Source organism: Marilutibacter chinensis (genome assembly GCF_021725675.1).
Taxonomy (GTDB): domain Bacteria; phylum Pseudomonadota; class Gammaproteobacteria; order Xanthomonadales; family Xanthomonadaceae; genus Marilutibacter; species Marilutibacter chinensis.
The window spans coordinates 169,630-194,510 of record NZ_JAKJPO010000001.1 but is presented as its reverse complement, the minus strand read 5'-3'; the positions used below and the strand labels follow the sequence as shown (position 1 = coordinate 194,510).

Annotated in this window: 19 protein-coding genes; 12 read left to right on the top strand and 7 right to left on the bottom strand. The window is 67.2% G+C overall.

Features of this window, described 5'->3' with window-relative positions:
• Positions 1-45: 45 nt before the first annotated feature.
• The 4 genes from L3V18_RS00820 (at position 46) to infA (ending at position 3,748) form a co-directional block, all read left to right on the top strand.
• Positions 46-1,341 carry a DUF2254 domain-containing protein gene (locus L3V18_RS00820; RefSeq protein WP_237052726.1) on the top strand — a complete coding sequence of 432 codons (1,296 nt, stop codon included), beginning with the start codon at positions 46-48 and terminating at the stop codon, positions 1,339-1,341.
• Complete coding sequence (locus L3V18_RS00815) at positions 1,338-2,474, top strand: GNAT family N-acetyltransferase (RefSeq protein ID WP_237052725.1); 1,137 nt, start codon at positions 1,338-1,340, stop codon at positions 2,472-2,474. The genes L3V18_RS00820 and L3V18_RS00815 overlap by 4 nt, the downstream gene beginning before the upstream one ends.
• Before the next feature lie 92 nt (positions 2,475-2,566).
• Positions 2,567-3,349 carry a leucyl/phenylalanyl-tRNA--protein transferase gene (gene aat / locus L3V18_RS00810; protein WP_237052724.1) on the top strand — a complete coding sequence of 261 codons (783 nt, stop codon included), beginning with the start codon at positions 2,567-2,569 and terminating at the stop codon, positions 3,347-3,349.
• A 180-nt stretch (positions 3,350-3,529) separates the two neighbouring features.
• Complete coding sequence (gene infA, locus L3V18_RS00805) at positions 3,530-3,748, top strand: translation initiation factor IF-1 (protein WP_027068842.1); 219 nt, start codon at positions 3,530-3,532, stop codon at positions 3,746-3,748.
• A 70-nt stretch (positions 3,749-3,818) separates the two neighbouring features.
• Here the strand turns inward: infA and clpA are convergent, their stop codons facing one another.
• Both clpA and clpS read right to left on the bottom strand, forming a co-directional pair.
• On the bottom strand, positions 3,819-6,104 hold the full coding sequence (gene clpA / locus L3V18_RS00800; protein WP_237052723.1) for an ATP-dependent Clp protease ATP-binding subunit ClpA: 2,286 nt from the start codon (positions 6,102-6,104) through the stop codon (positions 3,819-3,821).
• A 214-nt stretch (positions 6,105-6,318) separates the two neighbouring features.
• Positions 6,319-6,639 carry an ATP-dependent Clp protease adapter ClpS gene (gene clpS / locus L3V18_RS00795; RefSeq protein ID WP_237052722.1) on the bottom strand — a complete coding sequence of 107 codons (321 nt, stop codon included), beginning with the start codon at positions 6,637-6,639 and terminating at the stop codon, positions 6,319-6,321.
• 114 nt (positions 6,640-6,753) lie between these two features.
• Here clpS and L3V18_RS00790 point away from each other — a divergent pair, with 114 nt between their 5' ends.
• From L3V18_RS00790 to hflD, 4 genes are all read left to right on the top strand, one after another.
• Complete coding sequence (locus tag L3V18_RS00790; protein ID WP_237052721.1) at positions 6,754-7,233, top strand: YbjN domain-containing protein; 480 nt, start codon at positions 6,754-6,756, stop codon at positions 7,231-7,233.
• A gap of 177 nt (positions 7,234-7,410) precedes the next feature.
• Positions 7,411-7,890 (top strand): NUDIX hydrolase, encoded by a 480-nt coding sequence (locus L3V18_RS00785; protein WP_237052720.1) that lies wholly within the window; start codon positions 7,411-7,413, stop codon positions 7,888-7,890.
• Positions 7,891-7,914: 24 nt separating this feature from the next.
• On the top strand, positions 7,915-9,036 hold the full coding sequence (gene mnmA, locus L3V18_RS00780) for a tRNA 2-thiouridine(34) synthase MnmA (protein ID WP_237052719.1): 1,122 nt from the start codon (positions 7,915-7,917) through the stop codon (positions 9,034-9,036).
• Positions 9,037-9,064: 28 nt separating this feature from the next.
• The gene (hflD, locus tag L3V18_RS00775) at positions 9,065-9,703 is read left to right on the top strand and encodes a high frequency lysogenization protein HflD (protein WP_237052718.1); all 639 of its coding nucleotides are present in this window, start codon (positions 9,065-9,067) and stop codon (positions 9,701-9,703) included.
• Positions 9,704-9,719: 16 nt separating this feature from the next.
• On the opposite strand, the gene L3V18_RS00770 is transcribed toward hflD, so the two are convergent.
• Positions 9,720-11,225 (bottom strand): MFS transporter, encoded by a 1,506-nt coding sequence (locus tag L3V18_RS00770; protein ID WP_237052717.1) that lies wholly within the window; start codon positions 11,223-11,225, stop codon positions 9,720-9,722.
• A gap of 139 nt (positions 11,226-11,364) precedes the next feature.
• On the opposite strand from L3V18_RS00770, the gene L3V18_RS00765 reads away from it, so the two are divergent.
• On the top strand, positions 11,365-12,207 hold the full coding sequence (locus L3V18_RS00765) for a LysR substrate-binding domain-containing protein (protein ID WP_237052716.1): 843 nt from the start codon (positions 11,365-11,367) through the stop codon (positions 12,205-12,207).
• A 150-nt stretch (positions 12,208-12,357) separates the two neighbouring features.
• Here L3V18_RS00765 and acnB read toward each other — a convergent pair whose 3' ends face one another.
• Complete coding sequence (acnB, locus tag L3V18_RS00760; protein WP_237052715.1) at positions 12,358-14,961, bottom strand: bifunctional aconitate hydratase 2/2-methylisocitrate dehydratase; 2,604 nt, start codon at positions 14,959-14,961, stop codon at positions 12,358-12,360.
• A gap of 420 nt (positions 14,962-15,381) precedes the next feature.
• Between acnB and acnA the strand changes: the two genes are divergently transcribed.
• Positions 15,382-18,135: an aconitate hydratase AcnA gene (gene acnA, locus L3V18_RS00755; protein ID WP_237052714.1), complete on the top strand. Its 2,754-nt coding sequence runs from the start codon at positions 15,382-15,384 to the stop codon at positions 18,133-18,135.
• Between the two features lie 62 nt (positions 18,136-18,197).
• Here acnA and L3V18_RS00750 read toward each other — a convergent pair whose 3' ends face one another.
• On the bottom strand, positions 18,198-18,599 hold the full coding sequence (locus L3V18_RS00750; RefSeq protein WP_237052713.1) for a nuclear transport factor 2 family protein: 402 nt from the start codon (positions 18,597-18,599) through the stop codon (positions 18,198-18,200).
• Between the two features lie 228 nt (positions 18,600-18,827).
• On the opposite strand from L3V18_RS00750, the gene L3V18_RS00745 reads away from it, so the two are divergent.
• Positions 18,828-20,507: a long-chain fatty acid--CoA ligase gene (locus L3V18_RS00745; protein ID WP_237052712.1), complete on the top strand. Its 1,680-nt coding sequence runs from the start codon at positions 18,828-18,830 to the stop codon at positions 20,505-20,507.
• Between the two features lie 151 nt (positions 20,508-20,658).
• The gene (locus L3V18_RS00740) at positions 20,659-21,522 is read left to right on the top strand and encodes a crotonase/enoyl-CoA hydratase family protein (RefSeq protein WP_237052711.1); all 864 of its coding nucleotides are present in this window, start codon (positions 20,659-20,661) and stop codon (positions 21,520-21,522) included.
• Between the two features lie 8 nt (positions 21,523-21,530).
• Here L3V18_RS00740 and L3V18_RS00735 read toward each other — a convergent pair whose 3' ends face one another.
• Together L3V18_RS00735 and L3V18_RS00730 are read right to left on the bottom strand one after the other, a co-directional pair.
• Positions 21,531-23,699, bottom strand: a complete 2,169-nt coding sequence (locus tag L3V18_RS00735; RefSeq protein ID WP_237052710.1) for an ATP-binding protein — start codon at positions 23,697-23,699, stop codon at positions 21,531-21,533.
• 5 nt (positions 23,700-23,704) lie between these two features.
• On the bottom strand, positions 23,705-24,814 hold the full coding sequence (locus L3V18_RS00730; protein WP_237052709.1) for a response regulator: 1,110 nt from the start codon (positions 24,812-24,814) through the stop codon (positions 23,705-23,707).
• Positions 24,815-24,881 lie beyond the last annotated feature (67 nt).

The window sequence follows — 24,881 nt, the reverse complement described above, 5'->3', positions numbered from 1 at the left end:
CCCGCGGCCGGCCATACTGGCATCAGGCCCGGACGGAAGACCTGCATGGCAATCACCGAAAAGTGGCGGTTCCTGCTCTCGCGGCTGACGCGGCGTATGTGGTTCCGCGCATCGTTGTACGGCGCGCTCGGCATCGTCACGGCGTTGCTGGGCGCGGTCGCCCAGCCGCTGATCCCGCCGGGCCTGGCCGGGTCGATCGGGGCCGGCTCGGTCGGCAACATCCTCGGCATCCTCGCCACGTCGATGCTGGCGGTGACCACGTTCTCGCTGGCGACGATGGTGTCCGCCTACGGCACCGCGTCGACGACCGCCACCCCGCGCGCCGCCAAGCTGCTGATCGAGGACACGACCGCCCAGGCCTCGCTGGCGACATTCATCGGCGCATTCCTCTACTCCATCGTCGGCCTGATCGCGCTCAGCGCCAGCATCTACGGCGACAGCGGCCGGGTCCTGCTGCTGGCCGCGACCATCGCGGTGATCGTGCTGATCACCGTCACCCTGCTGCGCTGGATCGAGCAGCTGTCGCGGTTCGGACGGATGGGCGAGACCGTCAACCTGGTCGAGGATGCGACCCGGCGGGCGATGCAGCACCGCGCACGCAGTCCATGGCTCGGCGGCGCCCCTTATCGCCCGGCTCCGGACGGCGGCGTTGCGATCGAGGCCGGACGGGTCGGTTACATCGAGTACGTCGACATCGAGCGGCTCGACCGGGTCAGCCGGGAGGGCGGATTCGACGTTCACCTGGAGGCCTTGCCGGGCACGTTCGCGGTTCCCGGGCGGCCGCTGGCGATGGCGTCGGCAGCCATTGGAGAGGAGCAGGCCGCGGAGATCCGCAAGGCTTTCGTCATCGGCGATGCCAGGACCTTCGAGCACGATCCTCGCTACGGCCTGGTCGTGCTGACCGAGGTCGCGATCAGGGCGCTTTCTCCCGGCATCAACGACCCGGGCACCGCGATCGACGTGATCGGAACGGTCGTACGCCTGCTGTCGGGCTGGTCCCGGGGCCGCGCGCGCCGCGAGGAGGAAGTCGAGATCACCTATCCTCGCGTGTTCGTCCCGGCGCTGCGCGAGGAGGACATGTTCGACGATGTGTTTCCGCCGATCGCGCGCGACGGCGCCGGCATGCGCGAGATCGGCATCCGCCTGCAGAAGGCCCTCGCGGCCCTGGCCGATCTCGGCGATCCGCGCTTCGAGATCCCGCTGCGTCGGCACGCGCGCGGTGCGCTGGCACGCGCGGAAGCGGCGATGGGCTTCGCGCCGGACCTGGAAGCCGTACGTGCGGCCGCCCGGCCGTCGCTGCTGCAGGATCCGCCCGAAACCGAGGTCCCGGACGCCGGATGAGTGCCACCGAGATCCGCTGGCTCGCCGGGCTCGACCAGGTCGAGCCCTCCCGCTGGGACGCCCTGCACGACGGCCGCAATCCCTTCGTCTCCCACGCCTTTCTCGCCGGGCTCGAGCAGTACGGCTGCATCCGGCCGGACTGGGGCTGGACGCCGCACCACCTCACCCTGTGGCGGGACGGCGCCCTGATCGCCGCCGCCCCTGGCTACCTGAAGAACAACTCCCACGGCGAATTCGTGTTCGACCACGCCTGGGCCCATGCGTACACCCATCACGGTTTGGAGTATTTCCCAAAGTGGCTGTGCGCGGTGCCCTACTCGCCGGTCAGCGGACCGCGGCTGCTGGCTGCCGATGCCGCCCACCGCTCCATGCTGACGGCGGCAATGGCCACGTTTTGCGACGGGGGCGCGGTGTCCTCGGCCCACGTGAACTTCCATCCGGTAGAGGAGACACCGTGCTTCGGAGCCGACTGGCTGCAGCGCCTGGACGTGCAGTATCACTGGCGCAACGACGCAGGTTGGCAGGACTTCGACGCCTTCCTCGCTGCCTTCGACCACAAGCACCGCAAGAACATCCGCCAGGAGCGTTCCCGGGTCGCCCGCAGTCGCGTCGGATTCCGCATCGTGCACGGCGACGAGGCCGACCCCGCCGATCTCGCCGCGATGCACGGCTTCTATCTGCAGACCTTCGCCGAGTACGGCAACCATCCGGCATTGACCCTGCCGTTCCTGCGGCACCTCGCTGCAACGATGCCACGGCAGCTGGTGTTGATCCTGGCCGAACTCGGAGGGGACACGGTCGCCGGCGCGCTGTGCCTGCGTGGCGGCGACACCCTGTACGGGCGCTACTGGGGCAGTCACGTGAGACTGCCCGGCCTGCATTTCGAGACCTGCTATTACCAGGGCATCGACTATTGTCTGCGCGAGGGCCTGACCCGCTTCGAGCCGGGCGCCCAGGGCGAGCACAAGCTCGCGCGCGGCTTCCTGCCGGCCCTTACCCGCAGCCACCATTGGATCGCGCACCCGCAATTCCGGGCGGCCCTGCAGGACTGGTGTCGACAGCAGACCGCCGCGGTCCGGCAGCATGCCCGCACGCTGGCGGCCCACTCCCCTTTTCGCCGGGCGGAAACCTGACGGCCACGAAACGATGCGGAAGAACGCGATGCCCCGGGATATCGTGCCCGCCCGATCCGCACGCATCCGCTGTCAGCCGCTACCCTTCGGCAATGAGCCAGCTCCCGTGCCTGTTGTCCGCCGATCCGACGGCACCGTTCCCGCCGCCCGACACCGCACTCGCGTCCCCCAATGGCCTGCTCGCGATCGGCGGCGACCTGTCCGTGCCCCGCCTGCTGAATGCCTATCGCCACGGCGTGTTTCCCTGGTACTCCGCGGGCCAGCCGCTGCTGTGGTGGTCGCCCGATCCCCGTACCGTGTTCCGCATCGACCGCGAAGGGGTCCATCTCCCGTCCAGGTTCCGTCGCCGCCTGCGCCGTTCCGCTTGGACGCTGCGGGCCGACCACGCTTTCGAAGCGGTGATCCGCCGCTGCGCCGGAATCCGTCGCGACGGCCAGCGCGGTACCTGGATCACCGATGCGATGATCCGCGCCTACCTCGACCTGCATCGCGCCGGCCATGCCCATTCGATCGAGGTCGTCGATGATGACGGCTCCGGTGGCGGTCGCCTGGTCGGAGGCCTCTACGGCGTCGCGGTCGGACGGATGTTCTTCGGCGAGAGCATGTTCAGCGCCGAATCCGGTGGATCGAAGGTCGCCCTGGCCGGGCTCGCCCGGCGCCTGCACGAGTGGGGCTGGCCGCTGCTCGATGCCCAGGTCGAGAACGCGCACCTGCTCAGCCTGGGGGCGGTCGCGATGCCGCGCGCGGAATTCCTCGGGGCCGTCGCCCGACAGGTGGCGCTGCCCTCCCCGCCGGGCGACTGGCGGGAACGCTTCGGAACGATGGCTGCCATGGAACTGGCCGAAGGCAGACCAGCCGCACCACCCGCCGGCTGAGGCGACGGCGGCCGGTACACCGGCGCTCGGTCTGGGAAGACTACCGGCGCCGGCTTAACGCGTTCTTTGCGCCGCCGCCACAGGCATGGCAGAATGCGCGGCTTGTCAGTCGCTTCCGGAAACCCGCCCGCGGCGGCCTTTCCTTCCCGACAATCCCCATACCGCAACACCAAGGAACACATGGCCAAAGACGACGTGATCGAATTCGAGGGCACGGTTTCGGAAACCCTTCCGAATACCATGTTCCGCGTGCGCCTCGAAAACGGGCACGAGATCATCGCCCACATCTCCGGCCGCATGCGCAAGCACTACATCCGCATCCTGACCGGCGACCGCGTGAAGGTGGAAATGACGCCCTACGACCTGACCAAGGGTCGCATCACCTACCGCATGAAATAATTGCTGCAACTCATTGATTGAAAAAGGCGGCCAAGGCCGCCTTTTTCGTGGACCGGATCTGGCCGGCGGGTCAGGCGATCGACGCCGGCAGCAGCTTCTCGGGCTCCGGCTGGACGTCGATGACCAGTTCGTTGTCGCGCACGTCGATCGTGACCCGGCCGCCGTCGACCAGCTTGCCGAACAGCAGTTCGTCCGCCAGCGGACGCTTGATGCGGTCCTGGATCACCCGGGTCATCGGCCGCGCGCCCATCAGCGGATCGAAGCCGTGCTGGGCCAGCCAGTCGCGCGCGGTCGGCGTCGCGGTGAGCGTCACGTGCTTCTCGTGCAGCTGCGCCTCCAGTTCGATCAGGAACTTGTCGACCACGCGCAGGATGTGCTCCATCGCCAGCGGCTGGAACTGCACGACCGCATCGAGGCGGTTGCGGAACTCCGGGCTGAAGCTCTTGCGGATGACTTCCATCGCGTCGGTCGAATGGTCCTGGTGGGTGAAGCCGATGCTGCGGCGGGCCGCCTGGGCCGCGCCGGCATTGGTCGTCATCACCACGATCACGTTCTTGAAGTTCGCCTCGCGGCCGTTGGTGTCGGTCAGCACGCCACGGTCCATCACCTGCAACAGGATGTTGAAGATGTCCGGGTGCGCCTTCTCGATCTCGTCCAGCAACAACACGCAATGCGGGGTCTTGACGATCTTCTCGGTCAGCAGGCCGCCCTGGTCGAAGCCGACGTAGCCAGGAGGCGCGCCGATCAGGCGCGAGACCGAATGCGCCTCCATGTACTCGGACATGTCGAAGCGCACCAGCTCGATGCCCAGTTGCAGCGCCAGCTGCTTGGTCACCTCGGTCTTGCCGACGCCGGTCGGGCCGGCGAACAGGAAGTTGCCGATCGGCTTGTCCGGATTGCCGAGCCCCGAACGGGCCAGCTTGATCGCCGAGGTCAGCGTCTCGATCGCCGGATCCTGGCCGAAGATCACCATCTTCAAGTTGCGCTCGAGGTTGCGCAGCACGTCCTTGTCGGTCGCGCTGACCTGCTTGGCCGGGATCCGCGCCATCTTGGCGACGATCAGTTCGATGTCGTCGACGTCGATCAGTTTGTGCCGCTCCTCCTCCGACATCAGCCGCTGGCGGGCGCCGGCCTCGTCGATCACGTCGATCGCCTTGTCCGGCAGCAGACGGTCGCCGATGTGCTTGACCGACAGGTCCACCGCCGCCTGCAGGGCGTCGTCGGTATAGAGCACGTCATGGTGCTCCTGGTAGCGGTTGCGCAGGCCCTTGAGGATCTCGAAGGCCTCGCCGACGGTGGGCTCCACGATGTCGATCTTCTGGAACCGCCGCGCCAGCGCCCGGTCCTTCTCGAAGATCCCGCGATATTCCTGGAACGTGGTCGAGCCGATGCAGCGCAGCTCGCCGGTGGCAAGCGCGGGCTTGATCAGGTTGCTCGCGTCCATGGTGCCGCCGCTGGCGGAACCGGCGCCGATGATGGTATGGATCTCGTCGATGAACAGGATCGCGTCGGGCTGCTTCTTGATCTGCGCCAGCACCGCCTTCAGGCGCTTCTCGAAGTCGCCGCGGTACTTGGTGCCGGCGACCAGCGCACCGAGATCGAGCGCGTAGATCACCGCGTCCTGCAGCACCGCGGGGACCTTGCCCTCGACGATCCTCAGGGCCAGCCCTTCGGCGATCGCGGTCTTGCCCACACCGGCCTCGCCGACGTAGAGCGGATTGTTCTTGCGCCGGCGGCACAGGACCTGGATGGTCCGCTCGACCTCCTCGCTGCGGCCAACCAGCGGGTCGACCCGCCCTTCCTCGGCCGCCTTGTTGAGATTGGTGGCGAACTCCTCCAGCGGCTCGGCCTTGCCGTCGCCCTCGGCCTCCGGGGGGCGGACCTCGCTCTCGGTACCGCCCTCGCCCTCGCCACTGGCGGAGTCGTGGCGGATGATGCCGTGGGAGATGTAGTTGACCACGTCCAGACGCGAGATGTCCTGCTGACCGAGGTAGTAGACCGCGTGGGAGTCCTTCTCGCCGAAGATCGCCACCAGCACGTTGGCGCCGGTGACCTCCTTCTTGCCCGAGGACTGCACGTGATAGACCGCCCGCTGCAGCACGCGCTGGAAACCGAGCGTGGGCTGGGTGTCGCGGTCGATGTCCTCGGGCAGCACCGACACCGAGGTCGAGATGGCCTGTTCCAGGTCGCCGCGCAGACGGTGGAAGTCGACGCCGCAGGCCTTGAGCACGCCTTCGGCCGACGGGTTGTCGAGCAGGGCCAGCAGCAGGTGTTCGACCGTCATGTACTCGTGCCGCGCTTCGCGGGCACGCTTGTAACACTGGCCGATGCTGTATTCGAGATCCTTGCTGAACATGGATGATCTCCGGGAAAGCTACTGCGGTCCTGTATGGGGGTTTCCGCGACGGAATTCCACCGCGTCCGGGGGGGACACTGAATCCCGTCGACCGCCCCTGCCCGTGTTCCTCCTGCATTCTTGGACCGGGTCGGCCGCGCGAGGTTCAACCTATCAGGTCAACCCGCCCCGTTGCTGCCGCCCCTCACTGGATAGGACGTCATGAACAGAGCTTTTAGGCCTTTTCCATGGTGCACAGCAAGGGGTGCTGGTTGAGTCTTGAATATTCGTTCACCTGGGCCACCTTGGACTCCGCCACCTCGCGGGTGAAGACGCCGCACACGCCCCTGCCCCGGGTATGGACATGCAGCATGATCTGGGTGGCCTTCTCGATGTTCATCGGGAAGAACCGCATCAGCACCTCGACCACGAAGTCCATCGGGGTGTAGTCGTCGTTCAGCAGCAGCACCGAGTACAGCGGCGGGCGGGCCACCTCGGGCTTGCCGACTTCCACCAGGACGCCGTGGCTGTGTTCTTGGTCGATCTGTTTCGCCATGCCGCGATTATAAGGGGCGCCCGCGGATGGACGCTCCCCCGCGGGCACCGGCACAATGCGGCCGTTGTCTTCTTCAACGCTGGACCACGACCCATCCACCCAGGGGGATATACGATGCGACTGACCTCGGCTTTGCTGGCGACCACCCTGCTGTCCTGCGCCGCGCTGTTCGGCAGTACTGCGCATGCGCAGGACGCCGCGATCAAGCGCCAGCTCGACGCGCTCGGCCACGACTACGAGATCGACGACGACGGCGACTACAAGATGACCTTCGAGGTCGACGACGGCCGTACCCAGCTCGTCTTCGTGATCTCCAACGTCGAGACCTACGGCAGCCACCGGGTACGCGAGGTCTGGGCACCGGCCTACCGGGCGGAGGAAAGCGACTTCCCGGCGCTGGTCGCCAACCGGCTGCTGCAGGAAACGATGGAGAACAAGCTCGGCGCCTGGGCCAAGCAGGACGACATGGCGGTGTACGTGGTCAAGATTTCCGCCGATGCTCCCGACGACGAGCTGAACGACGCGATCGAGTACGCCGCCCAGGTCGCCGACCGGATGGAGGTGGTGCTGACCGACGGCGAGGACGAGTTCTAGAAGAGGCTGAACGGATCCTCCGTATTCGTTCAGATAGGGCGGGGCCAGGCAAGCGCCTGCCCCGCTTCCGCCGGAGCGGGCACTTGCATGCCCGCTCCGCGGACACCATCCCGGACATCTGGAATTTCCGGATGATTCGGAGATTCCGGGCCCACCCACCACGCACGCAGGTATCCGATGAGCTATCGCGAAGGCCGCTTCTGGCAACCCGACGTGACCGTCGCCACGGTGGTGGCGGACGGCGGCCGCCTTCTGCTGGTCGAGGAGATGGTCGCCGGCGCCCGCGTGCTGAACCAGCCGGCCGGCCATCTCGAGCCGGACGAGACCCTGCTCGAGGCCGCGCTTCGCGAAACCCGCGAGGAGACCGGCTGGGACGTCCGCCTGACGGCGTTCGTCGGCGCTTACCAGTGGAAGTCGCCGACCGCCGACGACGGCAGCGGTGGACGTCACTACCTGCGTTTCGCATTCGCCGCCGAGCCGCTGCGCCACGACCCGGAACGCCCGCTCGACGAGGGCATCCTGCGTGCCGTGTGGCTCACCCCGGCCGAGCTCCAGGCCCGGCGCGACGAGCATCGCAGTCCGCTGGTCTGGCGCGCGGCGGCGGATTTCCTCGCCGGCCAGCGGCATCCGCTGGAGCTGGCGCGGGCGCTGGCGTGAGTGCTGGCCGGTGAAGGACAGGCAATGAGCTCGGCACGGATCATCGTCGGCATGTCCGGGGGCGTGGATTCCTCGGTCGCGGCCCTGCGACTTCGCGATGCAGGCGAGCCGATCGCCGGACTGTTCATGCAGAACTGGACGGAAGACTCACAGGGGGGCGACTGCCGGGCCGAGGAAGACCGCCGCGACGCGGTCGCGGTCTGCGGCCGGCTCGGCATCCCGATCCACTTCCGCGATTTCTCCGGCGAGTACTGGGACGGCGTGTTCGAGCACTTTCTCGCCGAGTATGCCGCCGGCCGCACACCGAACCCGGACGTGCTGTGCAACCGCGAGATCAAGTTCAAGCACTTCCTCGACGCGGCCCGGGAACTGGGCGCCGAGTCGATCGCGACCGGCCACTACGCCCGCGTCGTCCGCGAGGGTCGCCGCCAGCGCCTGCTGCGCGGGCGCGACCGCGGCAAGGACCAGAGCTATTTTCTGCACCAGCTCGGCCAGGCCCAGTTGGCCGCGACCGAGTTTCCCCTCGGCGAGTTGCCCAAACCCGAGGTGCGCCGCATCGCCGAGGACGCCGGCCTGCCGACCGCGGCGAAGAAGGACTCGACCGGCATCTGCTTCATCGGCGAGCGCGACTTCCGCGAGTTCCTGTCGCGCTACCTGCCGGCCCGCCCCGGCGAGATGCTGACGCCGGACGGCCGCGCGATCGGCGAGCATCCGGGAGTGTTCTATTTCACCCTCGGCCAGCGCGAGGGCCTCAACATCGGCGGCGTGAAGGGCTTCGAAGCCGCCCCCTGGTACGTGGTCGGCAAGGACGTCGCCCGCAACATCCTCTATGTCGACCAGGGCGCCGACAGCCGCTGGCTGCGTTCGCAGCGGCTGTGGAGCGAGACCGCCCACTGGATCGCCGGTGCACCGCCGGCCGCGCGCTTCGCCTGTACCGCGCAGGTCCGCTATCGTCAGGACGACCAGGCCTGCGAGGTGGAGGTCCGCGAAGACGGCACCCTCGAGATCGTCTTCGCCGAACCGCAGAGGGCGGTGACGCCCGGACAGTCGGTGGTGCTGTACGACGGCGAGGAATGCATCGGTGGCGCCGTCATCGCCGCCACCGATGCGCCGCTGGAGCAGCGCCTGCGCTCCGAGGCGGCCTGATCATCCCATCCGTACCCGAAATCGAACCATGACCGATTCCAGCAACTCCCCGCCCGTCGACCGCAGCCTCGTCGATCGCACGCTCGCCCTGGCCGGCCTGCTTCAGGCGCTCGCCCAGGTCCGCCGCATCGCCGAAACCGGTCAGGCCAACGGTGACGTGCTGACGACCTCGCTCGATTCCGTGTTCCGGATCGATGCCGCTTCCCCGGCCGATGTCTATGGCGGCCAGGCGGCGCTGCGCCCGGGCCTGACCCTGCTGCGCGAATACTTCGGCAGCCGCCTGAAGGACGAGCAGTTGCCGCGACTGGCGCTGGCGGTCATCCAGCTCGAACGCCGCTTCGTCGCCGACGATGCGATGGCGCGGCGTGTCCGCGACGGAATCGTCGCCCAGCAGGCGCCCGCCGAGCGTCAGGGCAGCACCCATCCGGAAGTGATGAGCGCACTCGGCGATCTGTACGCCGCCACGCTCAGCCACCTGCGTCCGCGGGTGTTGGTGCAGGGCAACCCGCACTACCTCGGCCAGCCGGACGTGGTCGCCGAAGTGCGTGCGGTATTGCTGGCGGCGGTGCGCTCGGCGGTGCTGTGGCGACAGCTCGGCGGCAGCCTGTGGGACCTGCTGCTGCGTCGACGCCAGATCGTCGCCGCGGTCGAACAGCTGTTGCGCTGAACCGATCTGCGCCGGCTCAGCCGACGCAGGGGACACGAGCCTTCCGGCGCACACCCGCCGCCCCGAACACCCACAGGCTGGCGAACGCCAGCAGACAGACGCTCACGCCGCCATACAGGGTGACCCAGCCGAAGCCATGCGCCAGGGCAGCAGCCGCGGCCGGATCGCCGCCCACGTCCCCGGCAGCGATCCGCTCGGCCAGCCGATGCAGGTCGGGACGGGCGGCCGCGGCGTGGTGCTGTTGCAGTGCGGCTTGCACGCCGCGCACCAGCAACAGGCCCATCAGGGCGATGTTGATCGCCAGCGAAATCAGGCGCGCGCTCATGTCCAGTCCCGACGCCATGCCGGCGCGGTCCGGCGATACCGCACCGGTGGCGGTGTTGGTGACCGGGGTGTTGGTGATGCCCAGCCCGACGCCCGCAATCAGCGCGCCCGGCAGCACGGTCCACAAGCCGGGCTTCGCCTGCGCTGTCCCCCAGTGCATCAGCAGCAGGCCAATGCCGATGGTGAACAGTCCTGCCGGGATCACCAGCCCCGGCCGGTAATGCAGTGACAGACGCTCGCCCACCGGTGGGAACACAAGGGCCGGCAGCGTATAGGCCAGCAGTGCGATGCCCGAGCGCAGCTCTCCCAGTCCCAGCACGCCATGGAAGTAGATCGGCAGGTAGACCATCAGCGGCCAGAAACTGAAGTTCATTCCCATCGAGCCCAGCAAGGCACCCGAGAACCCGCGATTGCGCAGCACCGAGAAATCGAACATCGGATGGCTCGCCCGCCGCTCCACCGCGACGAAGACCGCAACGCTGCTCGCGGTCGCCGCCAGCACCCCCAGCGACGCGCCGCCGGCAAAGCCCATCGCTCCCGCCTGGGTCAGGTAGAACGTCAGCCCCAGCACGGCCAGCGACAGCGACAGCATTCCGCCCAGATCCAGCCGCCGCGCCTGCGGGTCCCGCGATTCGTCCACGCTGGCGAGCACCAGCAGCAGGGTCAGCACGGCGATCGGCCCATGCACCAGGAACACCCAGGTCCAGTCGGACAACGCGACGATCGCGCCGCCGATGAGCGGCCCGAATCCGAGCCCGAAACCGAACACCACACCCCAGGCCGCGAACGCCTTGCCGCGCTCGCGACCCTCGCGGAACTGGTGCGAGAGGATCGCCAGCATGCTGATCAGCAGTGCACCGCCGCTCATGCCCTGCAACGCCCGCGCGAAGATCAGCACGCCCACTTCGCCGGCCAGGCCGCACATCACCGAGCTGGCCCCGAACAGCAGGCCGCTGACCAGGAATACCCGTCGCCGGCCGAACCGGTCGGCGAGCGCACCGGCGGCCATCAGCACCGTGGTGCTGGCGATGGTGTAGGCATTCATCACCCACTGCATCTGCCGGAAATCGCCGCCCAGCACCCGTTCCAGGGTCGGCAGGATCACCGGCACACTGGAAATTTCCAGACCGAACATCAGCGAGGCGAGACAGACGGCGAACAACGCCGTCCGTTTCCGCGTGGACAGGGAAGCGGACATGGGGGCTCCGAAGGGGCAGGAATCATCAGCGCGGCAGGCGAGGAGCCGGGCGCCTCTGGAGGCCATTGTCCGAAGCCGCACTCAATGAAGGAAATGATTTAATTTATTCTCACCCATGAATTCCTTTCATTTATCCGACATGGACTTCGATCCCACGCTTCTGCGCGCCTTCGTCGCCGTCCACGACAGCGGCGGCTTCACCCGAGCCGCCGAGCGCCTGCACCTGACCCAATCGGCCATCAGCCACCAGATCCGGCGGCTGGAAGAGCAGGCCGGACGTCCCCTGCTCCGCCGCACCACGAGGCGCCTCGCCTTGACCGAGGACGGCGAAGAGTTCCTCAGCCTGGCGCAGCGCATCCTCGATGCGTCCGACGCGCTGACGCGCCGTTTCCATCTGTCGCCGGTGTCCGGCGTGATCCGCTTCGGAGTGTCCCAGACGTTTCTCGGCGCACGCCTGCCGACCCTGCTCGGCCAGTTCGCACGCAGCCATCCCTGCGTGCGGCTGGAAGTGAACGTCGCTTCCAGCCTGGATTTCCGCGCGATGGTCGCCGCCGATGAACTCGACATGGCCGTGGTTCTGGTCGAGCCGGACCAGGAGGACGGGCTGCTGCTGCGCAGCAGCCGGTTCGTGTGGAGCGCGGCCGAAAGCTACGCGCCGCCCACCGGCGATTCCCTGCCGCTCGCGTTCGCGCCTGCGCCCTGCCTGCGCAGGCACATCGGACTCACGGCGCTGGAGCGCGCCGGCAGGTCCTGGCATTTCACCTTCACCTCCTCCAGCAACGAAGGTCTGCGTGCGGCCACCCTTGCTGGCCTCGGGGTCGCCGTGATGACGACCAGCGAGCTGGTGCCGGGCCTGAAGATCGTCGACGACGAGCTGGGCCTGCCGCCGTTGCCGAAAGCCGAGTACGTGCTGGTGCGCCGCCCGGGCGAGCGGAGTGCGGCGGCCGAGGAATTCGTCAGGTTGTTGCAGGACCACGCCTGACCCACGGCTCCGGTCCCGGGCGGCACCGTGGCGGTGGCGACCCGGCGACCATCGCGACGACGCCCGCGCACCGCCGGAACAGCTGTCCAGAACGAGAAACCCCGGCACTGCTGCCGGGGTTTCCGCTAGGCCCGAGTGTTACCGGGATGTCTAGGCGGCCACGGTGTCCGCCACGTCCTTGTACTCGGCGATCTGGTCGAAGTTCATGTAGCGGTAGACCTCGGCGCCGGTCGCATTGATCACGCCGATGTCGGCCATGTACTCCTCGCGGGTCGGGATCCGGCCCAGGCGCGAGCAGATCGCCGCCAGTTCCGCCGAACCCAGGTACACGTTGGTGTTGCGGCCCAGGCGATTGGGGAAGTTGCGGGTCGAGGTCGAGAACACGGTCGCGCCCTCGCGCGCCTGCGCCTGGTTGCCCATGCACAGCGAGCAGCCGGGCATCTCCATCCGCGCGCCGGCGGTGCCGAAGGTGCCGTAGTGGCCTTCCTTGGTCAGCTCCGAAGCGTCCATCTTGGTCGGCGGCGCGACCCACAGGCGGGTCGGGATGTCGCGCTTGCCTTCCAGCAGCTTCGCGGCAGCGCGGAAGTGGCCGATGTTGGTCATGCACGAGCCGATGAACACCTCGTCGATCTTGGCGCCGGCCACGTCGGACAGGGTCTTCACGTCGTCCGGGTCGTTCGGGCACGCCACGATCGGCTCGACGATCTCGTTCAGGTCGATCTCGATCACCGCCGCGTACTCGGCATCGGCATCGCCCTCGAGCAGTTGCGGGTCTGCCAGCCACGCTTCCATGGCCTTGATCCGGCGTTGCAGCGAACGCGCATCCTGGTAGCCCTCGGCGATCATCCACTTCAGCAGCGTGATGTTGCTGTTGAGGTATTCGACGATCGGCTCCTTGTCCAGCTTGACCGTGCAACCGGCGGCCGAGCGTTCGGCGGAAGCGTCGGACAGCTCGAACGCCTGCTCGACCTTCAGCTGCGGCAGGCCCTCGATCTCGAGGATGCGGCCGGAGAAGATGTTCTTCTTGCCCTGCTTGGCGACGGTCAGCAGGCCCTGCCTGATCGCGTACAACGGGATCGCGTTGACCAGGTCACGCAGCGTGACGCCCGGCTGCATCTGGCCCTTGAAACGGACCAGCACCGACTCGGGCATGTCCAGCGGCATCACGCCGGTGGCCGCGGCGAACGCGACCAGGCCGGAGCCCGCCGGGAACGAGATGCCGACCGGGAAGCGGGTATGCGAGTCGCCGCCGGTGCCGACGGTGTCCGGCAGCAGCATGCGGTTGAGCCAGCTGTGGATCACGCCGTCGCCCGGACGCAGCGAGATGCCGCCGCGGTTGGAGATGAACTCCGGCAGGGTGTGATGGGTCTTGACGTCGACCGGCTTCGGATAGGCCGCGGTATGGCAGAACGACTGCATCACCAGGTCGGCCGAGAAGCCCAGGCAGGCCAGGTCCTTCAGTTCGTCGCGGGTCATCGGACCGGTGGTGTCCTGCGAACCCACCGAGGTCATCTTCGGCTCGCAGTAGGTGCCCGGGCGGATGCCCGGCTGCACGCCGTCGACCACCGGCAATCCGCAGGCGCGGCCGACCATCTTCTGTGCGAGCGAGAAGCCCTTGCCGCTGTCGGCCGGATTCTGCGGCAGCCGGAACAGCTCCGACGGCGGCAGGCCCAGCGCCTCGCGCGCCTTCGCGGTCAGGCCTCGGCCGATGATCAGCGGGATGCGGCCGCCGGCGCGGACCTCGTCCAGCAGCACCTCGGACTTGAGCGCGAACTCGGCGATCACCTCGCCGTCCTTCAGCGCCTTGCCTTCATACGGGCGCAGCTCGACCACGTCCCCCATTTCCATCTTCGACACGTCGAGCTCGATCGGCAGCGCACCGGCGTCTTCCATGGTGTTGTAGAAGATCGGCGCGATCTTGCTGCCCAGGCAGACGCCGCCGAAGCGCTTGTTCGGGATGTACGGGATGTCCTCGCCGGTCCACCACAGCACGGAGTTCGTCGCCGACTTGCGCGAGGAGCCGGTGCCGACCACGTCGCCGACGTAGGCGACCAGGTGCCCCTTCTGCTTGAGGTCGGCGATCAGCTGGATCGGCCCGCGCCTGCCGTCCTCCTCGGGCTCGAACGCGGCGCCTTCGCGCCGGTTCTTCAGCATCGCCAGCGCGTGCATCGGGATGTCCGGACGGGTCGTCGCGTCCGGCGCCGGCGACAGGTCGTCGGTATTGGTTTCGCCCGGCACCTTGAACACGGTGATGGTCAGGCTTTCGGGCACCTCCGGACGGCCGGTGAACCATTCGGCGTCGGCCCAGCTCTGCATCACCGCCTGCGCATTGGCGTTGCCGGCGGATGCCTTCTCCTGCACGTCGTGGAAGGCGTCGAACATCAGCAGCGTCTTCTTCAGCGCATCGGCGGCGAGGGTACCGACCTCGACGTCGTCGAGCAGTTCGACCAGCGGGTGGATGTTGTAGCCGCCGAGCATCGTGCCCAGCAGTCCGGTGGCGCGGGCGCGGTCGATCAGCGGGTTCTTCTCGCTGCCGAAGGCCAGCGCGGCCAGATAGGACGCCTTGACCTTCGCCGCATCGTCGACACCTGCCGGCACGCGCTCGGTCAGCAGCTCGAGCAGGAACTGTTCCTCGCCCGCCGGCGGAGTCTTCAGCAGCTCGATGACCTCGGCGGTCTGTTCGGCGGTGAGCGGCAGCGGCGGAATGCCCAGCGCGGCGCGCTCGGCAACGTGTTGGCGATAGCTGGAAAGCATGAAGACTCCCGTCGGAATGCAGCGGAGAGGACGCCCGCGCATCGACGCACGTCCTGCCGGGACAGGGCTGTCCACGGCGGGCGCGAAAGCGGGATCGACGGGCGTTGCCGGAATGTCGGGCCGCCGCGAAGGGCGACCCTACGACCGCGTATTTTGCCCGATCCGGGGCCTCCCGGCAATTCGCTGCCGATGCGGAAGGCCTGCCGCACAAGGGTTTCAGCACATCGGACGGCCGTCGCGCCGCAATCGGGCGTCCACCATTGGACGAATGTCTCCACGCTACCTGAATGCGATGCGGCGATAATGGGCGGTGCGCGTCGCCCGACGCCGCCCGCTGCCGCATCCGCGCACGGCGTCACCAAGCCATCGCCCTCCGGGCCACGGGGGGCGCAGCCATGCCAACACAGGAGCCCCACCCCCATGTCCGACTCCTACTCCACCCGCCGCACCCTGTCCGTCAACGGCCGCGAGCTGGATTACTTCAGTCTGCCTGCGCTGGGCGAGCGCTTCGACATCCGTCACCTGCCCTACTCGATGAAGATCCTGCTCGAGAACCTGCTCCGCCACGAGGATGGCGGCCAGACGGTCGGCAAGGAGCACATCGAGGCGGTCGCCCGATGGGATGCCGGCAAGGAGCCGGATACCGAGATCGCCTTCATGCCGGCGCGCGTGGTGCTGCAGGACTTCACCGGCGTGCCCTGCGTGGTCGACCTGGCGGCGATGCGCGACGCGGTCGGCCGGCTCGGTGGCAGCGCCGGCCAGATCAACCCGCAGATCCCGTCCGAGCTGGTGATCGACCACTCGGTGCAGGTCGACGTGTTCGGCCGCCCCGACGCGCTCGACCTGAACGGCAAGATCGAGTTCGAGCGCAACAAGGAGCGCTACAGCTTCCTGCGCTGGGGCCAGAAGGCGTTCGAGAACTTCAAAGTGGTGCCGCCCAACACCGGCATCGTGCACCAGGTCAACCTGGAGCACCTGGCGCGTGTCGTGGTCGAACGCGATGTCGACGGCCGGACGCTGGCCTTCCCCGACACGGTGTTCGGCACCGACAGCCATACCACGATGATCAACGGCATCGGCGTGCTCGGCTGGGGCGTCGGCGGCATCGAAGCCGAGGCGGCGATGCTCGGCCAGCCCTCGTCGATGCTGATCCCGCAGGTGGTCGGCTTCAAGCTGAGCGGTCGCTTGCCGGAGGGCGCGACCGCGACCGACCTGGTGCTGACCGTGACCCAGATGCTGCGTTCGCTCGGCGTGGTCGGCAAGTTCGTCGAGTTCTTCGGCGACGGCCTGCAGCACCTGCCGCTGGCCGACCGCGCGACGATCGCGAACATGGCGCCGGAGTACGGCGCCACCTGCGGCATCTTCCCGATCGACGTCGAGGCACTGACCTACCTGCGCCTGTCTGGTCGCAGCGACGACCAGGTCGCCCTGGTCGAGGCCTATGCGCGGGCACAGGGCCTGTGGCACGAACCCGGCGCGCCCGAGGCCACCTATTCGGCGACGCTGGAACTGGACATGGGCGACGTCAAGCCGTCGCTGGCCGGTCCGAAGCGGCCGCAGGACCGGGTGCTGCTCAGCGACATGCAGAGCAACTTCCGCGAGAACCTGACCGGACTGATCGCCCATCGTGCGCAGCGCAACGGCGAGTCGCGGATGGATGCCGAAGGCGGCCACCAGCACCAGGCCGACCATCTGGCGGCACCTCCGGTGTCGAGGATCACGATCCGCGACGAAGAGGCCGAGCTGCGCGACGGTTCGGTGGTGATCGCCGCGATCACCTCCTGCACCAACACCTCCAACCCGGCGGTCATGATCGGCGCCGGCCTGCTCGCCCGCAATGCCGCCCGGCTCGGCCTCACCGCCAAACCGTGGGTGAAGACCTCGCTCGGGCCGGGCTCGCTGGTGGTGACCGACTACCTGCGCAAGGCGGAGGTGCTCGACGACCTCGAGAAACTGGGCTTCTACGTGGTCGGCTACGGCTGCACCACCTGCATCGGCAACTCCGGTCCGCTTCCGGACGAGGTGTCCCGCGGCATCGCCGAGAACGACCTGGTCGTCGCCTCGGTGCTGTCGGGCAACCGCAACTTCGAGGGCCGCGTGCATCCCGAAGTGAAGATGAACTACCTCGCATCGCCGCCGCTGGTGGTCGCCTACGCGATCGCCGGCACGATCAACATCGACCTGGTCAACGATCCGATCGGCCACGACCGCGACGGCAACGACGTCTACCTGCGCGACATCTGGCCGAGCAACAAGGAGATCGGCGACGTCATCGCCGCGACCGTCGGCCCGGAGATGTTCGCCCAGAACTATGCCGACGTGTTCAAGGGCGACAATCGCTGGAACACGATCGCGTCGCCGGACGGCGAGTCGTTCGCGTGGGACGCGGACTCGACCTACATCAAGAATCCACCCTACTTCGACGGCATGACGATGGCGGTGGGCTCGATCGACGACATCGTCGGCGCACGCGTGCTCGGGCTGTTCGGCGATTCGATCACGACCGATCACATCTCCCCTGCAGGCAACATCAAGAAGGACTCCCCCGCGGGCCGCTACCTGATGGAGCGCGGCGTGCAGCCGGCCGACTTCAACAGCTACGGTTCCCGTCGTGGCAACGACGACGTGATGGTCCGCGGCACCTTCGCCAACATCCGCATCAAGAACCTGATGTTCGACGGCGAGGAAGGGGGCAACACGCTGTACTTCGGCAGCAACCCTCCGGAGAAGATGTCGATCTACGACGCTGCGATGAAGTACAAGGCGGACGGCGTGCCGCTGGTGGTGCTTGCCGGCAAGGAATACGGCACCGGGTCGTCGCGCGACTGGGCAGCAAAGGGCACCAACCTGCTCGGAGTGAAGGCGGTGATCGCCGAGAGCTTCGAACGGATCCACCGTTCCAACCTGGTCGGCATGGGCGTGCTGCCGCTGCAGTTCAAGGATGGAGACAGCGTCGGCTCGCTGGGCCTCGAGGGCAGCGAGACGATCAGCATCGGCGGGCTCGAGGACGGCGGCTCCAGGGCGGCGACGGTGGTCGCACGCAAGAGCGACGGCAACGAGGTGCGCTTCGAGGCCAAGGTGCTGCTGCTGACGCCGAAGGAAGTCGAGTACTTCCGCCACGGCGGTATCCTGCATTACGTCCTCCGCCAGCTCGCCTCCAAGCAGGCCGCCTAGGCATCGGAGAGGGCGGAAGACCGGCCCGTCGCTGCGCGACGGGCCGTCGGATGCGCTTTGTGCTACATGCGCGGTTCCCAGTGGATACTGGTCAGGCGCCAGTCGTCGCCCTCCAGACGCCAGCCGCTTTCGATCGAGTAGACCCGCACCGCGTCCGGAAGAATCCGTCCCTGCCCGCCGGTCAGCATGGCCTCGAACTTCACCGTGGCGTGGCCACCGGTCATCGCTACCGCGGGCGGACCGACGCTGACGTCGACATTGCGGTAACGCAGGAACATCGCTCTGGCCATCCGCTCCGCGCCGTCTGCATCCAGTCCTTCAGGGCCGACGAAATCCGCAGCCAGGGCCCCGCCGAGCGCAGCCGCATCGCGCTTCTCCAGTGCTGTCTGGACATCGACCAGCGTGGCCAGCAACGCCGCTTCCGGATCGTCCCGGCGGCACCCGGCCGCCAGCAGCAGGAACATCGCGGCCAGCAACACGGCCGCGTACGCCAGCGATCGACTGCGACGCATCCGCGTCCCCCTCGGCAAAGTCCCAGCCTAGCGCATCGAAACCGGTATCGGGCACCGGTCAGGCGCATGCGGGCATTGCTGCGCCCGACCTTGCCAGCCCCTAGAGCCTATGCTCCAATCCGAGCGACCGTACGCTTGCGCATCGCACGCGACGACATCCGAAATGCATAGGGGACCGCAATGAGTGCTGACCGTCCGTGGCTGAAGCAGTATCCAGAAGGCATGCCGTCCGACATCGACGTCGATGAGTTTCCTTCGGTCGTTTCCGTCCTCGAGAACGCGATCAGCCATTACAACCAGCGGCCGGCCTTTGCCAACCTCGGCAAGACCCTGACCTATGCCGAGATCGACGTCCTCAGCCGGCAGTTCGCCGCCTATCTGCTGGGCGAACTGAAGCTGAAGAAGGGCGACCGGGTCGCGATCATGTTGCCCAACTGCCTGCAATACCCGATCGCCACGTTCGGCGTGCTGCGTGCCGGATTGACCGTGGTCAACACCAACCCGATGTACACCGCCCGCGAGCTCAAGCATCAGCTGGTCGACTCCGGCGCGAGCGCGATCCTGGTGCTCGACAACTTCGGCCACACGGTCCAGGAGGTGATCGCCGACACCCCGGTCAAGCAGGTGATCACGACCGGACTTGGCGACATGCTGGGCTTTCCGAAAGGCGCGATCGTCAACTTCGTGCTCAAGCACATCAAGAAGATGGTGCCCGACTACAGCATTGCCGGCGCCGTCCGCTTCCGCGACACGCTGGCGCTGGGCCAGAAGCACGCGCTGCCGGAGATCAGCATCGTTCCGGACGACATCGCGTTCCTCCAGTACACCGGCGGCACCACCGGCATCGCCAAGGGCGCGATGCTGACCCATCGCAACCTGGTCGCGAACATGCAGCAGGCCGCGGCCTGGGTCGGGACCAACGTCAAGCTCGGCGAAGAGGTCATCATCACCGCGCTGCCGCTGTACCACATCTTCGCGTTGACCGCGAACGGGCTCGTCTTCATGAAGTTCGGCGGCCTCAACCACCTGATCACCAACCCGCGTGACATGCCGGGTTTCGTGAAGGAACTCAAGCAGGTCAGGTTCACCGCGATCACCGGCGTCAATACCCTGTTCAACGGTCTGTTGAACACGCCCGGTTTCGACGAGGTCGACTTCTCGGCCCTGCATCTGACCCTTGGCGGCGGCATGGCGGTACAGCGCTCGGTCGCCGAACGCTGGAAGAAGGTCACCGGCGTGACCCTGATCGAGGCGTACGGCCTGACCGAAACCTCCCCGGCGGCCTGCATCAACCCGATGGACCTGAAGGACTACAACGGCTCGATCGGCCTGCCGATCCCGTCGACCGATGCCTGCGTCAAGGACGAGGACGGCCGGATTCTTTCGGTCGGCGAGGTCGGCGAGCTGTGCATCAAGGGGCCGCAGGTGATGAAGGGCTACTGGCAGCGCCCGGACGAAACGGCCAAGGTCATCGACGCCGACGGTTGGCTGCATACCGGCGACATGGCCCGGATGGACGAACAGGGCTACTTCTACATCGTCGACCGCAAGAAGGACATGATCCTGGTCTCGGGCTTCAACGTGTACCCGAACGAGGTCGAGGACGTGATCGCGCTGATGCCGGGCGTGCTGGAGGTCGCCGCGGTCGGCGTGCCCGACGAGAAGTCCGGCGAGGTGGTCAAGGTGGTGATCGTCAAGAAGGACCCGGGCCTGACCGAAGAACAGGTGAAGGCCCACGCCCGCGAGCACCTCACCGGTTACAAGCATCCGCGGATCGTCGAGTTCCGCAAGGAACTGCCCAAGACCAACGTCGGCAAGATCCTGCGCCGGGAGTTGCGAGACGAAGCTGCCGGCTCCTGAACTCCGGCTTCATTCAGGTTACCCGAGCCCCTCCCCGGAGGGGCTTTTATTTGCGGGCGCTCGTGCGGGTGTAGCATCGAAAGCGGTGGGCACACCTGGCCGCCCGATACCCACCACCCACCAGTCCTGGGCGGTCAACCGGGGGCTCCTGATGAACACCGTCAAACTGCAACGCGCGTGTCAATATCCCACCCTCCAGATCGAATCGGACCCGGCGGGCAATGTCCATTGGATGTACATGCACCACGACATCGAACCGGGGGGGCGTCCCTGCTTCCGTACCGAACTGATGAACGACATGTGGAGTTTCCTGTCTTCGATCACGCTGCGGGACGAGCAGCGCCAGTCGGGGCGCCTGCGGCACGTGGTACTTGCCTCTGCTGCCCCGGCGTTCAATCTGGGCGGAGACCTGGAGCTGTTCTCCAGACTGATCCGCGAGGACAATCGCGAACTGCTTCTGGCCTATGCCCGCCGCTGCATCGACGGAGTCCATCACCTGCATTGCGGGCTGGGTGGCGACGTGCGGACGATCGCACTGGTCCAGGGCGATGCGCTCGGCGGAGGCATGGAGCTGGCGCTGTCCTGTCACACGATCATCGCCGAGGAAGGCGTGGAAATGGGGCTGCCGGAGGTCATGTTCGGGCTGTTTCCGGGGATGGGCGCCTACTCGTTCCTTTGCAAGCGCGTGTCGCCGAACGTGGCCGAGAAACTGATCCTCGAAGGCGCGATTCTTCCCGGCGAGGAACTCCATCGGATGGGAATCGTCGACGTGCTCGTGCCCAGGGGCCAGGGGGAGGCCGCGGTCCAGGAGATCATCCGACAGCAGCAGCGCTCTCCTCATGCGCATCTGGCGATGAATGCAATGAGAGGCATTTCCCAGCCGGTCGGCTACGACGAACTGATGGGCATCGCCGAAGTATGGGTGGATACCGCCCTGGCCCTGGGAGAAAAATCCCTTCGCACGATGGAACGTATCGTCAGGGCACAGACGCGACGCTCGGCGATAGCCGCATGAGCTGTCGCTCAGTAGGTATGCTCGTCGCCGCGGGCACGAAGGTGCCCGCGCGCTTCGAGCACCTCCCTGCCCTGGGTCAGATGCTCGCTCAGCTCACCGTGCCGCAACTTCCACTCGCTCGCGACCTGCCAGTCGGCAAGCCGCATGAGATCGTTGCTGGAACTGGTCAGTCTTGTCAGCCCGATGTTGCTCGCAACTCCCTTGAGCGCATGAGCCTGCTCCCTCACGCAGTTCCAGTCTCCGTTCATGCCGGCCTGCTCCAGGGTCTGGATGCAGTCGGTAGCGTCGCGCAGGCATTGGGCGACGAACTCCCGCTCGAAGGACTCGCCCATACCCAGCGCCCGGAGTTCATCGAGTACGGAATCGTCCAGCATCTCGCTGTCCGGAGCTGAGGGCGCGGGATCGTCGCGCAACGCGACGATCGGGGGGGCCTTGGCGCCGGTGGTCGCGATGTCCGCCAGGGCATCGAGCAGACGGACCGCCGACACCGGCTTGGACAGGAACGCGCGCGCTCCCGCCTGCTGGCAGGAGCGGATGGCCTCCGGAGTCACATCCGCGCTGAGGATCAGGACCGGGGTCCGTGGTCCCTCCCCCGCCTCCATCACCTTCAGCTGGCGCAGCAGGTCCAACCCACTCACATCCGGCATGTGCAGATCGGCGATCACCGCGTCGAAATCGGCCAGGGCCAAGGCATCCAGCACCCTTTCACCGCCGTCAGCGCAGGTCACCCGATGGCCGGCCTTCTCGAGCAGGCGCTGCAGCACGTTCCGGTTGGCGGCATGATCGTCGGCAACGAGAATCGACAGGCGCGGCACCCGCGCCCGATGTCGCAGGAACGGATCGCTGAACGCGATCACGTTGGCGGAATGCGCCTCGCATCCATCCGCCACGTGGCCGCCTGGACCGTCGGCCTCCACCGTGGCCACCTCGAACGGCAGCTCCACCCAGAACCTGCTGCCCCGTTGTTCGAGGCTCTCGAAGCCGATGCTCCCACCCATTGCCTCGGTGAGTCCCTTGGCGATGGTGGTGCCGAGCCCCGTGCCGCCATAACGCCGGGCCAGCCCGGCGTCGGCCTGCTCGAATGCCTCGAACAGGCGCTGGCGCATCGACTCGGGAATGCCGATTCCGGTATCGGTGACGGTGAAGCGCAGTCTGATCTTGCCCCCGGTCCGCGCGGTGACCGCAACGTCCATCTGCACCGAGCCGAAGTCCGTGAACTTGACGGCGTTGCTGGCAAGGTTGAGCAGCACCTGTCGAAGATGGCCGGCATCCCCGCGCAATGCTTCCGGCACCTCGGGCGAGATGCGGGACTCGTAACGGATCTGTTTGGTCCGTGCCTGCGGCTGCAGAATCAGGCTGACGCTCTCGACGATCTCCCGGGGAAAGAATTCGGTCGTATCGAGCTTGAGCTTTCCCGCCTCGATCGCCGAGATATCCAGCACGTCCTCGACGAGCGAGAGCAGACTTCGGGTGGACGCCTGGATCGTGTCCAGGCATTCGCGCTGTTCGGGATCCAGTCGGGTCGTGGCCAGAAGCTCCGACATCCCGGCCAGGCCGTTGAGGGGCGTGCGGAACTCGTGGCTCATGTTCGCGAGGAACCGGGTCTTCGCCTCGCTGGCCCGTCGCGCTTCCTCGGTGGCGCGGGTCAAGGCCCTCAGCAGACCCGACAGGTATAGCGGGATGGCCACCAGCCCCAGCAGCAGGCCGAGCGCGATTACCGGATTGGCCCGCCAGTAGGGATTCAACGCCACGACCACGCCGAAGCTGGCACAGGCCATGGCCACCGCGGCATACAGATACCGGTTGCCGTAACGCAGGCCATTGCCGATGGTCACCCACATGATGATCACGTAGACCCAGGCAAGCGGTTCGCCCATGTGGGTCATGGCAAGTCCCATCAAGCCATAGTCGGAAACCATCCCGACCCCGCGCCGGATCCTCGACTTGCCGGGGGCCGCCAGTATCCATCCGATGATGACCAGGCCGACGCTGATGCCGACCACCACCATGGCCAGTACATTGAAATACTCCTGCCTCGGCAGCGATCCGCCGTAGCCGCGGATCAGCATGTAGACGAGCACGACGAACAGGATCGCCAGGCGCACGAAGGCCTGGCCGTGCTCGCTGTCCGGCCGTCCGGCCAGGCGCTGCTTCAGGCTGGATAGGACGCCAGCCATGCCGGTCACGGCAGTCCCGGGCGCACCGAGCCGGCGGCGTAGCGCTTGCAGACCTCGTCCAGTCGCGAGCGGCTGCGCATGAGCGCGTCCACGCAGGTGGGATCGAAAAGTCGGCCGCGCTCGGCCATCAGGTATTCAAGGGCGACGTCGATGCCCCACGGTTCCTTGTACGGCCGCGGCGAGATCAGCGCGTCGAACACATCGGCGACCGCGACGATGCGCGCCTCGATCGGAATCTCCTCGCCGACCAGCCCGTCCGGGTAACCGCTGCCGTCGTAGCGTTCGTGATGGCGCAGGGCGATCGTGGCCGCGGTCTGGATGAAGCGGTTCTGGCTGCCGCTGAGCAGTTCCTGTCCGATCACCGGATGGCGACGCATGATTTCCTTCTCGCCCTCGCTCAGCGGGCCGGGCTTGAGCAGGACCGCGTCCGGGATCGCGATCTTGCCGATGTCGTGCAGCGGTGCGGCCATCTCGATCATCCGCACCTCGTCCTCGAACATCCCCAACTGCTCGGCGATCAGGCCGGCGACATGCGACATCCGCTCGAGGTAGACGCTGGTACCGCGATCGCGGTATTCGATCGCCCGCGCGAGCCGCTGCAGGGTCTCGCGTTCGCGCTCCTCGACCTCGTGCATGCTCGACAGCAGTCGCTGCTCCAGCGACATCGCCCGCTGCTTGACGCTCTCGGACTGCTGGCGCAGCTGCAGCAGGTTGCGGCAGCGCGCACGCAGTTCGCGCGGACGGACCGGCTTGACCAGGAAGTCGATCACGCCCGCGTCCAGCGCGGCCTGGCGGATCGGCTCGTCGCCGACGACGGTGACCAGGATGATCGGGATGTCACGGTGCAGCGGACGTCGGCGGAAGCGGCGGGCGAATTCCAGCCCGTCGATCCCCGGCATCCGATAGTCGAGCAGCAGCAGGTCCGGGTGGTTGTTCTCACACCACTCCAGACCGCTCTCGGCCTCACCGAAGTCGTGCACCTTCAGCTCCGGCGCGATGTCCTCGATGATATGGCGCAGCATCGTGCGCGCCGATGTCTGATCGTCAACGATGACAACGTTCACACTGGTCCCTGCATGCAACGTCACCTGTCCGGGTGGCCATGCCGGCAGCATACCCCGGCTCAGCCGCGCTTGGCAGCTTGCGCCCGTCCGGCCGCCCCTCCCTGGCCGCCCGGGCTGA

What these genes read in the sequence shown, in the direction of transcription:
- L3V18_RS00820 (WP_237052726.1), top strand. Translation starts at nt 46, where the DNA reads ATGGCAATCACCGAAAAGTGGCGGTTCCTGCTCTCGCGGCTGACGCGG.
- L3V18_RS00815 (WP_237052725.1), top strand. Translation starts at nt 1,338, where the DNA reads ATGAGTGCCACCGAGATCCGCTGGCTCGCCGGGCTCGACCAGGTCGAG.
- aat (WP_237052724.1), top strand. Translation starts at nt 2,567, where the DNA reads ATGAGCCAGCTCCCGTGCCTGTTGTCCGCCGATCCGACGGCACCGTTC.
- infA (WP_027068842.1), top strand. Translation starts at nt 3,530, where the DNA reads ATGGCCAAAGACGACGTGATCGAATTCGAGGGCACGGTTTCGGAAACC.
- clpA (WP_237052723.1), bottom strand. Translation starts at nt 6,104, where the DNA reads ATGTTCAGCAAGGATCTCGAATACAGCATCGGCCAGTGTTACAAGCGT.
- clpS (WP_237052722.1), bottom strand. Translation starts at nt 6,639, where the DNA reads ATGGCGAAACAGATCGACCAAGAACACAGCCACGGCGTCCTGGTGGAA.
- L3V18_RS00790 (WP_237052721.1), top strand. Translation starts at nt 6,754, where the DNA reads ATGCGACTGACCTCGGCTTTGCTGGCGACCACCCTGCTGTCCTGCGCC.
- L3V18_RS00785 (WP_237052720.1), top strand. Translation starts at nt 7,411, where the DNA reads ATGAGCTATCGCGAAGGCCGCTTCTGGCAACCCGACGTGACCGTCGCC.
- mnmA (WP_237052719.1), top strand. Translation starts at nt 7,915, where the DNA reads ATGAGCTCGGCACGGATCATCGTCGGCATGTCCGGGGGCGTGGATTCC.
- hflD (WP_237052718.1), top strand. Translation starts at nt 9,065, where the DNA reads ATGACCGATTCCAGCAACTCCCCGCCCGTCGACCGCAGCCTCGTCGAT.
- L3V18_RS00770 (WP_237052717.1), bottom strand. Translation starts at nt 11,225, where the DNA reads ATGTCCGCTTCCCTGTCCACGCGGAAACGGACGGCGTTGTTCGCCGTC.
- L3V18_RS00765 (WP_237052716.1), top strand. Translation starts at nt 11,365, where the DNA reads ATGGACTTCGATCCCACGCTTCTGCGCGCCTTCGTCGCCGTCCACGAC.
- acnB (WP_237052715.1), bottom strand. Translation starts at nt 14,961, where the DNA reads ATGCTTTCCAGCTATCGCCAACACGTTGCCGAGCGCGCCGCGCTGGGC.
- acnA (WP_237052714.1), top strand. Translation starts at nt 15,382, where the DNA reads ATGTCCGACTCCTACTCCACCCGCCGCACCCTGTCCGTCAACGGCCGC.
- L3V18_RS00750 (WP_237052713.1), bottom strand. Translation starts at nt 18,599, where the DNA reads ATGTTCCTGCTGCTGGCGGCCGGGTGCCGCCGGGACGATCCGGAAGCG.
- L3V18_RS00745 (WP_237052712.1), top strand. Translation starts at nt 18,828, where the DNA reads ATGAGTGCTGACCGTCCGTGGCTGAAGCAGTATCCAGAAGGCATGCCG.
- L3V18_RS00740 (WP_237052711.1), top strand. Translation starts at nt 20,659, where the DNA reads ATGAACACCGTCAAACTGCAACGCGCGTGTCAATATCCCACCCTCCAG.
- L3V18_RS00735 (WP_237052710.1), bottom strand. Translation starts at nt 23,699, where the DNA reads ATGGCTGGCGTCCTATCCAGCCTGAAGCAGCGCCTGGCCGGACGGCCG.
- L3V18_RS00730 (WP_237052709.1), bottom strand. Translation starts at nt 24,814, where the DNA reads ATGCTGCCGGCATGGCCACCCGGACAGGTGACGTTGCATGCAGGGACC.